11 protein-coding genes and 2 pseudogenes are annotated in these 12,865 nt (G+C 40.5%); 10 read left to right on the top strand and 3 right to left on the bottom strand.

The window, feature by feature from the left end; genetic code table 11:
• Nucleotides 1-21: 21 nt before the first annotated feature.
• Nucleotides 22-546, top strand: a complete 525-nt coding sequence (locus QUF94_RS20360; protein ID WP_289317427.1) for a type 1 glutamine amidotransferase domain-containing protein — start codon at nucleotides 22-24, stop codon at nucleotides 544-546.
• 430 nt (nucleotides 547-976) lie between these two features.
• Here the strand turns inward: QUF94_RS20360 and QUF94_RS20355 are convergent, their stop codons facing one another.
• The gene (locus QUF94_RS20355) at nucleotides 977-1,666 is read right to left on the bottom strand and encodes a DUF421 domain-containing protein (protein WP_289317426.1); all 690 of its coding nucleotides are present in this window, start codon (nucleotides 1,664-1,666) and stop codon (nucleotides 977-979) included.
• Nucleotides 1,667-2,022: 356 nt separating this feature from the next.
• Here QUF94_RS20355 and QUF94_RS20350 point away from each other — a divergent pair, with 356 nt between their 5' ends.
• The 4 genes from QUF94_RS20350 (at nucleotide 2,023) to QUF94_RS20335 (ending at nucleotide 7,003) form a co-directional block, all read left to right on the top strand.
• Nucleotides 2,023-4,125 carry a YhgE/Pip domain-containing protein gene (locus QUF94_RS20350; RefSeq protein WP_289317425.1) on the top strand — a complete coding sequence of 701 codons (2,103 nt, stop codon included), beginning with the start codon at nucleotides 2,023-2,025 and terminating at the stop codon, nucleotides 4,123-4,125.
• Nucleotides 4,126-4,420: 295 nt separating this feature from the next.
• On the top strand, nucleotides 4,421-5,263 hold the full coding sequence (locus QUF94_RS20345) for an ABC transporter ATP-binding protein (RefSeq protein ID WP_289317424.1): 843 nt from the start codon (nucleotides 4,421-4,423) through the stop codon (nucleotides 5,261-5,263).
• Complete coding sequence (locus QUF94_RS20340; RefSeq protein ID WP_289317423.1) at nucleotides 5,196-5,954, top strand: ABC transporter permease; 759 nt, start codon at nucleotides 5,196-5,198, stop codon at nucleotides 5,952-5,954. Before QUF94_RS20345 ends, QUF94_RS20340 begins: the two co-directional genes overlap by 68 nt.
• A gap of 35 nt (nucleotides 5,955-5,989) precedes the next feature.
• The gene (locus tag QUF94_RS20335) at nucleotides 5,990-7,003 is read left to right on the top strand and encodes an aliphatic sulfonate ABC transporter substrate-binding protein (protein ID WP_289317422.1); all 1,014 of its coding nucleotides are present in this window, start codon (nucleotides 5,990-5,992) and stop codon (nucleotides 7,001-7,003) included.
• Nucleotides 7,004-7,158: 155 nt separating this feature from the next.
• Here QUF94_RS20335 and QUF94_RS20330 read toward each other — a convergent pair whose 3' ends face one another.
• Nucleotides 7,159-8,097 carry a DHH family phosphoesterase gene (locus QUF94_RS20330; RefSeq protein ID WP_289317421.1) on the bottom strand — a complete coding sequence of 313 codons (939 nt, stop codon included), beginning with the start codon at nucleotides 8,095-8,097 and terminating at the stop codon, nucleotides 7,159-7,161.
• A 187-nt stretch (nucleotides 8,098-8,284) separates the two neighbouring features.
• Between QUF94_RS20330 and QUF94_RS20325 the strand changes: the two are divergent.
• The 5 genes and pseudogenes from QUF94_RS20325 to QUF94_RS20305 form a co-directional block, all read left to right on the top strand.
• A pseudogene (locus QUF94_RS20325) lies at nucleotides 8,285-9,012 on the top strand (MFS transporter); the annotation flags it as partial.
• A gap of 344 nt (nucleotides 9,013-9,356) precedes the next feature.
• Nucleotides 9,357-10,544 carry a CaiB/BaiF CoA transferase family protein gene (locus QUF94_RS20320; protein ID WP_289317420.1) on the top strand — a complete coding sequence of 396 codons (1,188 nt, stop codon included), beginning with the start codon at nucleotides 9,357-9,359 and terminating at the stop codon, nucleotides 10,542-10,544.
• 14 nt (nucleotides 10,545-10,558) lie between these two features.
• Complete coding sequence (locus QUF94_RS20315) at nucleotides 10,559-11,764, top strand: acyl-CoA dehydrogenase family protein (RefSeq protein WP_289318454.1); 1,206 nt, start codon at nucleotides 10,559-10,561, stop codon at nucleotides 11,762-11,764.
• Between the two features lie 23 nt (nucleotides 11,765-11,787).
• Nucleotides 11,788-12,099 carry a DUF3870 domain-containing protein gene (locus tag QUF94_RS20310; RefSeq protein ID WP_048682993.1) on the top strand — a complete coding sequence of 104 codons (312 nt, stop codon included), beginning with the start codon at nucleotides 11,788-11,790 and terminating at the stop codon, nucleotides 12,097-12,099.
• 272 nt (nucleotides 12,100-12,371) lie between these two features.
• The gene (locus QUF94_RS20305; RefSeq protein WP_289317419.1) at nucleotides 12,372-12,716 is read left to right on the top strand and encodes a hypothetical protein; all 345 of its coding nucleotides are present in this window, start codon (nucleotides 12,372-12,374) and stop codon (nucleotides 12,714-12,716) included.
• Between the two features lie 24 nt (nucleotides 12,717-12,740).
• Here QUF94_RS20305 and QUF94_RS29125 read toward each other — a convergent pair.
• Nucleotides 12,741-12,818 (bottom strand): annotated as a pseudogene (locus QUF94_RS29125) (CotG/ExsB N-terminal domain-containing protein); the annotation flags it as partial.
• Nucleotides 12,819-12,865: the final 47 nt, after the last annotated feature.

The following is a 12,865-nucleotide window of genomic DNA, read 5'->3' as shown; positions in this document are numbered from 1 at the left end:
ACGAAAGAAGGGGAGATTTCCATGAGGTTAGAAGGAAAGAAAATTATCAGTCTGGTGCACCACGATTTTGAAGATTTAGAGCTCTGGTATCCGATCTTACGATTGAAAGAAGAGGGAGCGATTGTTCACCTCGCTGGAGAAAAGGCGAATGAAACGTACATTGGAAAATATGGTGTACCAGCCGTATCTGATTATGAGTATGGCAGTATTAAAGCTGAAGAATATGATGCTATTCTTGTACCAGGCGGTTGGGCACCTGACAAAATTCGTCGGTTTCCTGAAGTGATATCACTTATCCAAAGCATGGAAGAAAATAAAAAACCCATCGGGCAAATTTGTCACGCTGGTTGGGTGTTGATTTCTGCTAAAATTTTACATGGGAAGAATGTAACGAGTACACCTGGCATTAAAGATGATATGGAAAATGCGGGGGCAACTTGGATAGATAAGCCCGTCGTAGTAGATGGAAACCTTGTATCAAGCAGACGTCCGCCTGATCTACCGGATTATTTAAGGGAATTGATAAACGTGATTGAAAAGCGTTAAAACATTATAGCGTGAAAAAGTGGTTTTTCCTTCTGGAAAAACCACTTTTAATTATTCCTATTTCCAATTACAAAATGCGAAATATGAAAATAAAAAGGAGTATCTTCACTCATTTAATGCAGTAACCTGTTAGATTTCTATGAAGGGGTCCCTGATTCGAATTCCTCACGGGTCATCCGAACGGCGAAAGCATTGCTGTTCTTCCCGTTTTTTATTTTGTCATTTTAGATATCATTATCTCCTGAATGCAAAGCACGAAGACTGCACAGAAACTCCATGTGACGGTCAATTTGCCTTAGAGTCGTAAGGTTTTTTCCGTTGCTTGCTGTTAAGTTCCTTTATGGGGCATTCGGACCTTCGATAAATGATTACTTTTCTTATGATATTAGTTGTACAGGTTTAATAATGTTATTTGAAATGCAAAGGATTATTATCTTAATTGATCCTTAATCAAATCAATATACAAATTTCCTTTTGTCCCTACGACGGCATATGAGATGTCAAAAACAGAAAGGTTTCTTTTTTTTAGTTCAGCCATTAACCATTCGTCATCGTAGTTGTGTTTGGATAAGTTTTCGTATAAGATCTTCCCATCATGAACCAGCTCTATCGGTACAGAACCTGCTGAGGCCAGTAGAGGTAAATCCTGCTTGGTGGTATTTTGGTATTGTTTTTTTTTTAATACAGAGAGTGAGCCATTTATCTCTAAAATGGCGCACTCCACTTCTTCTATGTTGAAGATATCTTTTCCCCGCAAAGCCTGTTTAAGAGAATCCAGTGAGTACCCCATTCGCTCCATTGACTCTTCGAGAATTTGTCCTTTTTGAATTAAGGTAGCAGGTTCTCCAGCGATCCATTTCCCGAAGCGCGGATTTCGAACCGCTAGAAGATTCAGCATAAAAACGACGGTACCCATTATGATAATTGCAATGATAAAATACAGGAATTTAATTTTAATATTAAAGGCTAGATTTCCTGCAATTGTCCCCATTGTAATTGAAGCGATATAAAGGTGATAGGTCCTCTGGGCAATCGTCTGTTGACCGAGCAGCTGTACAAATGCCCATAATAAAATAAACGCGGTAAAGGTTCGAAAGATGATTTCAACAGATTCTGACATGACTATTTCTCCCTTACAAAAATCCCGACAGTTCGTTTGTGATAGCATGTTCATACAGCAAGCCCTTTATTCTGTAATAGTAAGAAGAAAAAAACCGTCTTTGGATGGGAAACCCATTTGACATAAATTGATAGATTTATTCTATGGGTGTGATAGATGAAGAAGAATTAATCATTATGAAACGTACTTCCTTTTAAACCAAGCCTTCAAGATAAGTTAAATCTCCGGAAGCAGGTAGCTCGTTACTTGCTTCTTTTTATTTGCTTTGAAAAATCCATGGATATGTTTACTTAGTATTGATTAAGAACATTTTTCGAATAATAGCATCAAAATACTTTTTTGCACGGGGGTATGGTTTGAGTAATATTCGGGAAATATTCATTGACGATTTAAAAAGCATTTATAAAAATTTCTTCGTTTGTATCGTTGTTGTGTTCCTTATGTTCATCCCGTCCATTTATGCGTGGTTTAATATTGTCGCATCCTGGGACCCGTATGCAAATACGGAAGGAATCCTTGTCGGTGTTTCCAATAATGATAAAGGTGCGGATATAAATGGCGAAGCGGTGAACATAGGGAAGGAAGTAATAGAGGGGTTAAAAGGGAATAAAGATCTGGGCTGGAGATTCACAACGGAAAAAGAAGCGATAGCAAAGGTGGAAAAAGGGGATTATTACGCATCCATCATCATTCCAGAGAATTTTTCCGAGCATATTGCGACAATCATGACCGATGACCCTGTGAAAGCGGAGATTGATTACTATGTTAATGAAAAAATCAATTCCGTTGCTCCTAAAATTACGGCAGCGGGGGCCAACAGCATTGTGGATAATGTGAGCAAAAGCTTTATCAAATCAGCTAGTGGGAGTATCCTTGCAATCTTTAATGAACTGGGAATAACCTTGCAAAATGAGTTGCCGACGATTCAAAAAATGAAGAATATGGTGTATTTATTAGAGGCTGAATTGCCTGAGCTTGAACAAAATATCAAAACCGTTCAAACACATGTTAAAAAGGCTGAAGATATCATTAAGGTAGTGAATGATGGTCTGGATTCCATAGAAGGGATAACATCGCAGAAAGACAAATTGTTTTCAGACGTTTCCAGTTATGTAGATTCAACAAAGCAGGCATTTGAAGGACTCAATCCACTCTTGAAAAATGATATTGCGAATATCAGGAGCTTTAATGAATCAACTTTAGTGCTGGCAAACCGGTTAACGGGTCAGGGTTTGCCTGGCAATGAGTCGGATCAGCTAATGGAACAAGGGATAACGAGGATAAATAAAGAGTTGTACCTTTTGGATAGTATGTATAATTTATTGGTGAGAGTCAATCAATTTAGTGAGAAAAGCTTGCTTCAGCCGGAAATACAGCTAGTGGAGGATTTGCGGGATAATGCTTCGAACCAACTTCACGCGCTGAATAACCGATCCTTCGGCAATCTTATCGAACTTGGCGAGAACAATGATCAAGTCTTGGCAAGATTCCAGGATGTCTATTCAAAGGAAACAGCGCCAAAATTCAATGAAATATGGAATGAAACGGAATCAATATTGAATAAAGTCCAGGTTACGATGGAAGAGGGGACCAAGGTCATTCCAGAAGTGAAGACGCTTTTGGATGAGACCAATCGAACGTTGGAAACACGTTCAGGGGATATCGATAAGTTACAGAAAAAGTTTCCGGAAATCGAAACGAAAATAAAGGCCTTAGCTTCTAAAATGAGAGAAATCGATAAGTCTTATAATATGGAAGAAGTGATTGATTTCCTAAGGAATGATATTGAACAAGAAAGTGAATTTTTTTCAGAACCAGTGCTGCTCAATAAACATAGTCTCTTTCCGATTCCAAACTATGGATCAGCCATGTCTCCTTTCTTTACGGCACTTTCCCTTTGGGTGGGTGGTACAATATTAATTTCCATGCTTAGCGTGGGTGTTTCTCAAAAAAATTACAGTCCGTATCAAATTTATATCGGTAGGTATCTTATTTTCTTCATAATTGGGTTAATGCAGGCACTTAGTGTGTCCATAGGGAATATTCTACTGATCGATGTGTACGTAGCGGATAAATTTGAGTACATCCTGTTTTCTGTCTTGATAAGTACAGTATTTACACTCATTGTCTACACCTTCGTTTCAGTTCTTGGAAATGTTGGAAAAGGGATTAGTGTCGTCTTGATGGTCCTTCAAATTTCAAGTTCAGGAGGCACATTTCCCATTCAAGTTACACCTCCCTTTTTTCAACATATCAACCCTTTCCTGCCATTCACCTATGCCGTTGGTTTACTTCGTGAATCTGTTGGGGGAATAACCTGGAGCGTTGCTGGTAGGGATATTTTCATCTTGTTTCTCTTTATAATGATCACGCTCATCTTAGGAATCATTTTGAAAAAGCCCTTGCATGCAAGGACACAAAAGATGAAGGATAAATTGTATGGAAGCAGGATTTTTTAAGTTCACTGAATGGGCTGGGAACTTCGTTTACCCTTACTTGAAACGAAACTGGATACTTCAAATTAGCCTGAACCCTTAGAAAGGGCTCAGGTTTTTTTATTTTGTTGCATGGAAGTTGTCCAAATGGTTTTTTTTGTGCAAGTTTGGAATATTTATAAATAAAATGACAGTTAAATAGAAAGATACCGATAAATTAGAATTTTTGCATTTTTATAGTTGACAAAAACCATTGGATTAATCATTATTAAGAAATAATGTTTAGTAAATCGATGCGATATAAAAGTGGGGTGGCTTTATGTATTTAACAATAGATGGCATTGAAAAAAGTTTTTCGAATGAAAAGAAAGAAAGCATAAAGGTGCTCGATGAGATTAACATAGAGGTCGAGAAAGGAAGCTTCGTTTCAATCGTCGGACCTTCAGGATGTGGCAAATCGACACTTCTATATTTAATTGCCGGCCTTGATAAGGCTGATAAAGGAGAAATACGTGTAGCTGGAAAAAAGGTGATGAAGCCAGGTCCGGAACGGGTCGTAGTGTTTCAGGAGGCCGGGTTATTTCCTTGGTTGACGGTACTTGAAAATGTTACATATGGATTGAAGTTAAAGAAAATTCCCAAAGAAGAGGCTAAATCCAAGGCATTGGACATTTTAAAAATGGTTCACCTCAGCCGTTATATTGACTCCTATCCACATCAACTTTCGGGGGGCATGAAACAGAGGGTAGCCATCGCAAGAGCGCTGGTGATGGAACCGGATATCCTGTTGATGGATGAACCATTTTCTGCGCTGGATGAGCAAACGAGGATGGTCTTGCATAAAGAGCTGCTCGAAATCTGGAGAAAAACTAAGGTGACAATCTTCTTCGTTACCCATAATATTCGTGAGGCTGTTCAGCTTTCCGAAAAAATTATCGTCTTTGCAACCCGTCCAGGGAAAATTAAAGAGACTATTTCCGTCCCTTCCATGAAAGATGGGGTTATGCCTGATAGTGTAACTTTGCATACTGAACAAAGGGTACTATCGATCTTGCAGGAGGAAATTGAAAAAGTGCTGAAGGAGGAAATGGGGAATGATTACAGCTTTAAGACGAATCATATTCATCGCGATGATAGCGGGGATATGGGAAGTCACATCTAGACTTTCCAGTCTTCCGGATTTCATGTTCCCAAGCCTGACGCAGGTTTTGGAAACTCTGTTTAATGGACTGGTGAGCGGACAAATAACCGAAGCCATCGGAAAAAGCCTTGGCCGTATCCTGATCGGCTTTACGATTGCCATTATAGTAGGTCTAATATTAGGATATTTCATTTGGCGCTTTAAACTGGTGGAAGATACTCTAGGATTCGTCGTGACGGCCTTACAGTCCATCCCGAGTATAGTTTGGTTCCCTCTAGCGATCATTTGGTTTGGATTGAATGATTTTTCGATTCTCTTTATCGTCACGATCGGTGCAACTTGGACGATGACAGTTAATGCAACCAGTGGATTCCGGAATGTGCCCCAATTGTATCAGCGGGTTGCCAAAACATATGGATCGACCGGGTTTCATTTTCTTCGCACCGTGATTTTACCGGCATCCGTCCCACAAATAATATCCGGTCTGCGAATTGCATGGGCATTTTCCTGGCGTGCATTGATGGCCGGTGAATTACTTGGCGGGGGAGGCGGTCTTGGACAATTGCTGGAAATGGGCAGATCACTGGGACAAATGGATTTGGTCATCTCCGTAATGATCATTATCGCAATCATCGGTACAATCGTGGATAATGTTGTCTTCTCACGCCTGGAACGTAATGTTCAACTGAAGTGGGGCGTGAATCAACGGTAGTTTAATAGGATAATAGATAAAAAGGAGAGAAAAATATGCTGAAAAAATCATTTTTTGCCCTTATTATGTCCGTATTGTTAATCGGAATAGTAAGCGGGTGCACGCAATCCACCAGTAAAGAAGAAGGAGAAGGCTCGGGGAAAAAATCTGTGAAAATTGGATATTTTCCTAACTTAACTCACAGTGCAACGATCATTGCACTTGAAAAAGGCTTTTTTGAAGAAGAGTTCGGTAAAGATGTCAAGATTGAAACCAAGACAGTGGCCAATGGCGGTTTATTCATGGAAGCAATGGCTACAAACGCCATTGATGTTGGAACGGTTGGTCCTGGTCCATTGCTTAACTTTTACGTAAAAAACCCTGAATACCACCTGATCTCTGGAGCTGTTAATGGCGGTGCAGTTCTTGTGGCTAGCGAGGGCAGCAAGGTTACTGATTTAAAGGATTTGGATGGTAAAAAAGTAGCGATTCCCGTCATTGGGAGTACACAGGATGTCATGCTTAGGAAAGCCCTTCAAGATGTTGACTTAAAACCGACTACAAATGGGGGGACAGTTGAGCTGTATGCATCAGCACCTGCTGACACAACTGCTCTTTTTGTTCAAAAATCAGTCGATGCAGCAGCTACCCAGGAACCTTGGGGGTATGTATTGGAAAACCAGGCAAAAGGAAAGTTAGTGCTTGATTGGGATCAATTTGCTTGGGGGAAAGATTCACCAAATACGGTAGTGGCTGCAAGCCAGAAGTTCTTGGATAAAAAGGGGCGCGCCGCTTCCTATTTGAAAGCTCACGAAAAAGCAGTGGATTTTATTCAAAACAATCCTGAAGAAAGCCAAGAACTTGTCATTAAGCATTTGAAGGAACTGACAGGAAAAGAATTAAGTAAAGAAGAAGTGGCTTCAGCATTTTCACGCCTGGAAGTGACCACTGAAGTTAATGAGCAAGTCATTCAGGAAATGGCTGACATAAGCAAAGAAGCTGGTTATATCCCAAGCAGTGATATAAAAGGTATGATCGATCTATCAACTCTTGAAGAAGTATCCAAGTAAATTGAAACAAAAAGCGCCTCAGCCATCCTGGTTTTGGCGCTTTTTTGGTAATCCGGTATAGGTCGAATTAATCCGTATTAATGAACCTGGGAATATAATCCTAAATAAACACGGCAGCAAAATGATTGCTGTCATAATATGAAGTCATGCACCTGTTAAAGACAGACTTGATCCAATGCTTGAATAACATGATCAACCTCTTCCCAGGAATGGATGGTAGCTCCTGAAGCCAGTGAATGTCCCCCTCCATTGAATTGACGTGCGACTGAAGCGATGGGAATATTTCGTGAACGAATCCTGACACGGATTTCAGAAGGATATTCTATGAAAAAAACCCATATTTTGTTTCCTCTGACACCTGATAGCGTATTAACTAAATTCGAAGCTTCGATTCGGTCTACACCATACATATTTAACAAATCCTCCGTAATAATGAAGTAAGCCACCCCTTTATCGGTTACCTTGAAGCTCATGAGAATGTCCTTTTGAAGTCTGGAAGCGTTTTTCGGCTTTATATTAAGGCAGTTATGGATTCTTTCTGGCTGGATATTAAAAGTTCTTAAGTACGAAACCAATTTTAATGTCCTAGGAGTGGTATTCCCATTCATGAAATTCCCTGTATCACCAAGTATTCCTGCATAAAATGATTTAGCTGCCTCTTTATTCATGATAAAGCCTTCTGGAAATAGCAAAAATAAATCAACAAGCATTTCACTTGCAGAGCTATAGGACGGATCGACCCAAGAAAGGTCACCGAATTGTTCATATTCGGGGTGGTGGTCAATTTTGATCAGCATCTCCCCTTGATCATAGCGGGAATCACTGATCCGTGAAATGTTGGCAGTATCACAAACAATCACCAAGGCCCCTTTGTATTTGTTATCGGAAATGGCATCCATTTCACCAATGAATAGGAGCTTTTCCACTTCCTCGCCTACCACAAAGACTTCTTTTGACGGGTAGGACTGCTTCAATAGATTCTTTAAGCCAATTTGTGAGCCCAATGCATCCGGGTCCGGATTAACATGACGATGAATGATAATTGTGGGGTACTTCTTGATGGCTTCGACTATTTCTTTCTTTATATTTTCCATTTTGCCATCTCCCTTTAAATCTTTAAATGCCTTCTAAATAGGTTTGTTTTATCATATAGAGTTTGAGTATCTTAATCATCACATGTCACCCCTGTAAAGGCAATTTAAACATCCTGAAAATGAATATGGTGAGATTTTAGAGCCCACGATAAAGGTTACTCTAAAAAAAAGTTCCTTTAAAGAATCCGTATTGCAACAACAAATTAATGAATCGACAATCTGGGAAGAAGAAAAACAAAAACAAAACAAACTTAAAAAGAAAGGGAAGCTTACAGACGTTTCTCTTAAAGAATTGTTCAGTGTGAAAGAAAACCGTAAAGCCTTATTCCTTTTAATCGGGATATACGGATTCTGGAATTTAGTAGCTGGAGTAATGGGGTACTTTATGCCATATATATATATGAAACAGTAGGTGGCCTCACCGATACACAAGCTAACTTATTACAAGGTACACTATGGTTATTGACTGTTGTCTCCACCTATTTTGTATTTATTAAATTAGGAGATAAAGTAAACAGAAAGGTTCTGTTTGGGATTGGAGCTGCAATGGGAATCGTCGCTTGGCTCATCCTAACGTTTGGAGGAATGGGCTGGACGGAACTGATGTTGTTTGTTTTGCTTTGGGGAACCGCAGCAGGCTTTGGGGCACAATCATTTTATGCCTTATGGTCAAGTGAGCTGTTTCACACGAAGTATCGTGCAAAAGCTCAAGGTGTCATGTTTTCGATTGCCCGCATCGGTGTAGGGCTATTCTCTCTAGTTATTGCCTTATTAATCACGACATTAGGGTTCAAGATCGCTGGTTTGATTATGATTGCATTCCTAATCATCCATTTAGTCATTGGTCTTACCATGTCACCGGAAACTCGAGGGAAGTCTCTTAAAGAAATCCAAAAAGAACGTTATGGCGCATAACCAAATAGTGTAAAATTTTGCTTCTTAAACATAAAGGATTCCCGAGATTACAAGAGCAACGATTAAAGGGCGTTAAAAATTATGATCGACCAATAAACAAAATTATTGCAAAATTCAAACAATGGTTCTATACTTAATTTACCAAACCGATGACAACAAGTTACCTTGTTGCATGGCCGGCTTGTCATAAATCTGGAATTCATAAAAATTGACTTGGTTCACTTGATCTTCCTTTGCAGGAAGACAGTGCGTGGATAAGGGTCAGTGAAACGTTCAATGTAATGACATTGTTTGTTTTACTGGCTCTTTTTTGTGTATCCCGACAGTTTGAAAGGGGTGATGGTATGAATGGAGCTTTGGAAGGAGTCAGGATTATCGATGTGTCCCGTGTTTTGGCGGGTCCGTTTTGTTCAATGATTCTCGGTGATTTGGGTGCGGATGTAATTAAAATCGAGCATCATGAATCAGGTGATGAAACGAGAGGGTGGGGTCCGCCATTCGCGCAAGGAGAAAGCGCTTACTATTTATGTGCAAACCGAAATAAGCAAAGCATGACCTTGAATTTAAAGTCGGAACAAGGGAAAGAGATATTCCGGAAGTTGGTGTCTTCAGGGGATATAGTGATTCAAAATTTCAAGACGGGTACATTGGAAAAACTGGGGTTAGGTTATGAGGATTTAAAGGAATGCAACCCCAAACTGATCATGGCCTCGATTACGGGATTTGGTTTAACCGGACCATATAAAGATTTACCTGGCTATGATTATATCATTCAAGCGATGAGTGGTTTGATGAGCATCACAGGAGAAAAAGATGGGAGTCCCGTGAAGGTCGGAGTGGCCATAGCTGACATATTGACTGGCTTGTATACATGCATTGGCATTTTATCCGCTTTACATCATAGGGATAAAGCGGGGGAAGGACAGGAAATTGATATTTCGTTAATGGATTGTCAGGTTTCTTCATTGGTGAATGTAGCCAGCAACTATTTATTCAATGGTTTGACCCCTGAACGGATGGGAAACCAACATCCCAATATTGTTCCATACCAAACGTTCCGAACACGCGATGGGGAGCTTGTAGTGGCTGTAGGCAATGATGAGCAGTTCAGGAGATTCTCAACCGTTATTGGCAGACCTGATTTAGCGGAGCTAGAACAGTTTAAGCATAATGAAAAACGATTGCTGAACAAGGAAAAATTAATACCAATACTAGAGGATTCATTGAAAGCAAAGACAAAAAAAGAGTGGAAAATGCTGTTTGATGATGCAGGGATACCAAATGGTCCGATTAATGATATCGCAGAGATGTTCGAGGATCCACAGATCATCGAAAGAGGCATGTTGGTGAAAATGGAACATCCCACAATCGAAAATCTTAGAGTGACGGGATCGCCCTTGAACCTTTCAAAAACACCGGTCACTATGAGAAAGCATCCGCCGCTGTATGGGGAACATACCGATGCCGTTTTGGCTGAAATTGGATATAGTCCGGACCAAATAATCAAATTCAAGCAAAATAAAATTATTTAGGAGGAATTTTGATGATGAATTTCGAATTAACAGAAGAGCAGCAAAGCGTGAAGAAAGTGGTAAGGAAATTTGTGGATAAGGAAATTATCCCATATATTCAAGAGTGGGATAGGCAAGGAGAATTTCAACCACATATTTTAAAAAGGTTAGCGGAATTGCAGTTAATGGGCGTTTGTATCCCCGAAGAGTATGGTGGAGTCGGAATGGATTATAATACCCTGGCCATCGTTTGTGAAGAGCTGGAGCGAGGCGATACGGCTTATCGAACAGCAGTTTCTGTACATACGGGGTTGAATAGCATGACCCTGCTGCAATGGGGGACGGAAGAACAAAAACAGAAATATTTAGTTCCGCAAGCAAAAGGGACCAAGATTGGCGCTTTTGGGCTGACTGAACCGAATGCAGGGTCTGACGTAGCGGCGATGAAATCAACGGCAAAACGTGTTGGGGACCATTATATCTTGAATGGATCAAAAACTTGGATTTCGCTCTGTGATTATGCAGATCATTTTCTCATTTTCGCCAAGACTGATCATGATGCTGGCTCAAGGGGAATTACCGCTTTTATTGTGGAACGGACTTTTGAGGGAGTGGAGTCGAAGGCCATTAAAGGAAAATTGGGAATTCGTGCGGGGAATACAGGCGAAGTCTTTTTAACGGATGTTAAAGTCCCGGTGGAGAATAGGCTTGGTGAAGAAGGTGAGGGCTTTAAAATTTCCATGTCGGCATTGGACAGCGGTCGGTTTACAGTGGCAGCAGGTGCTGTAGGATTAATTGAAGCAAGCCTTGAAGCAAGCTTGAAGTATTGCCATGAACGAAGTACATTCGGAAAAGAGATTGGCAGGCATCAGCTCGTTCAACAGATGATTGCCAAGATGACCGCAAATTTAGAGATTTCCAGATTGCTGGTATTTAAAGCGGGTACCTTAAAAAACCAAGGAAAAAGGAATACGAAGGAAACATCACTTGCCAAGTGGATTTCATGTAATGCTGCTAACGAAGCAGCCAATGATGCTGTTCAAATCCATGGTGCCTATGGGTACTCGGATGAATATCCAGTCGAACGTTTTCTACGGAATTCAAAAGCTCCGGTCATTTACGAAGGCACCCGTGAGATTCATACAGTAATGCAAGGTGAATACGCACTTGGCTACAGACAAGATAAAGAGCTTCGTAAGCAATTGCCTGCATGGCCCTTCGAGCAGGTTTCCGTACATTAATTATAGATAGAGGAGATCAGATGATGAACACATACTTTATTGCAGGGCATGCAAAGCTTCCACAAGGGATGGCAGCGAGAAATATATATGATTCCATCACCATCACGGTAGAACTTGACTTTAAATATGGTGTAATAGTCGAGGCTTCCTGTACACTAGCTACAGAACATGGCAGGGAATTCATTCGTCAACTGCTGCGCGGTTATTGCCTGAAAGATGGTATCGAAGAATTGATTGATCGTGTGCAAATGCATTATCGTGGAAAGGCTGGTCAAGCCATTCAAGCAGGGTTGAAGGATGTGTATGCACAGTTCGAATTGGTCTCCGTTAAATAAGCGAAACTGGAAGGATCCTACCTTATGTTTGAGGGTAGGGTCCTTTTTTATAGATTCGGGTACATGGCAAATAAATCCACTGTCATTATAAATGGCAGTGTTTTTTATTGTTTAAGGAACGGGACATTTTAATGGATATAACGATCGTGATAATTTTAAAAACACAAAACTCGCCCCTTTACGACGAGTTTGTGTTTTTTTATAGAAATTGGACTTTAAAGTAAAGCTTAATATCCAGTAAAAAAATATTAATTGTACATTAAAACGGAACCATGAAACTAGAAGCACCTTTTCCGTTTATTGCGAAAGTTATTGAAGCAAAGCCAACTGCAGTGGTTGGAGGAACACCGGTTTCTGTTGGAGCGCCTTTGTCTGCAGCATATGGAACACCGGTTTCTGCTAGTGCGCCTTTGCGTACGGCAAGTGGACCTCCTCCTGCTAGTGCGCCTTTGCGTGCGGCAAGTGGACCTTCTCCTGCTAGTGCGTCTTTGCGTGCGGCAAGTGGACCTCCTCCTGCTAGTGCGTCTTTGCGTACGGCAAGTGGACCTCCTCCTGCTAGTGCAACGTTTAGTGCTTCTGGGGCGGGAAGTTCGCCTGTTTTTGTTGCTTTTACGTGAAGAACGGCCTTTTGAACATGGGTCCTTAAACATGAAATCGCTTAATCCCATGGAATTGGCTCTATCCACCGCATTTTGTATGTCACGAATGATTTCTGACATATATAATCCCCCTTTCTATACATTAAACTATGTTGCTTGTACGTGAT

The organism is Peribacillus sp. NJ4, from assembly GCF_030348345.1.
In the GTDB taxonomy this organism is placed as follows: Bacteria; Bacillota; Bacilli; order Bacillales; family DSM-1321; genus Peribacillus.
Note: the sequence above shows the minus strand (reverse complement) of the source record. Positions and strands in the feature narration are given on the sequence as shown.

Coding starts and splice junctions, on each gene's coding strand:
- QUF94_RS20360 (WP_289317427.1), top strand. CDS start 22: ATGAGGTTAGAAGGAAAGAAAATTATCAGTCTGGTGCACCACGATTTT.
- QUF94_RS20355 (WP_289317426.1), bottom strand. CDS start 1,666: ATGTCAGAATCTGTTGAAATCATCTTTCGAACCTTTACCGCGTTTATT.
- QUF94_RS20345 (WP_289317424.1), top strand. CDS start 4,421: ATGTATTTAACAATAGATGGCATTGAAAAAAGTTTTTCGAATGAAAAG.
- QUF94_RS20340 (WP_289317423.1), top strand. CDS start 5,196: ATGATTACAGCTTTAAGACGAATCATATTCATCGCGATGATAGCGGGG.
- QUF94_RS20335 (WP_289317422.1), top strand. CDS start 5,990: ATGCTGAAAAAATCATTTTTTGCCCTTATTATGTCCGTATTGTTAATC.
- QUF94_RS20330 (WP_289317421.1), bottom strand. CDS start 8,097: ATGGAAAATATAAAGAAAGAAATAGTCGAAGCCATCAAGAAGTACCCC.
- QUF94_RS20320 (WP_289317420.1), top strand. CDS start 9,357: ATGAATGGAGCTTTGGAAGGAGTCAGGATTATCGATGTGTCCCGTGTT.
- QUF94_RS20315 (WP_289318454.1), top strand. CDS start 10,559: ATGAATTTCGAATTAACAGAAGAGCAGCAAAGCGTGAAGAAAGTGGTA.
- QUF94_RS20310 (WP_048682993.1), top strand. CDS start 11,788: ATGAACACATACTTTATTGCAGGGCATGCAAAGCTTCCACAAGGGATG.
- QUF94_RS20305 (WP_289317419.1), top strand. CDS start 12,372: ATGAAACTAGAAGCACCTTTTCCGTTTATTGCGAAAGTTATTGAAGCA.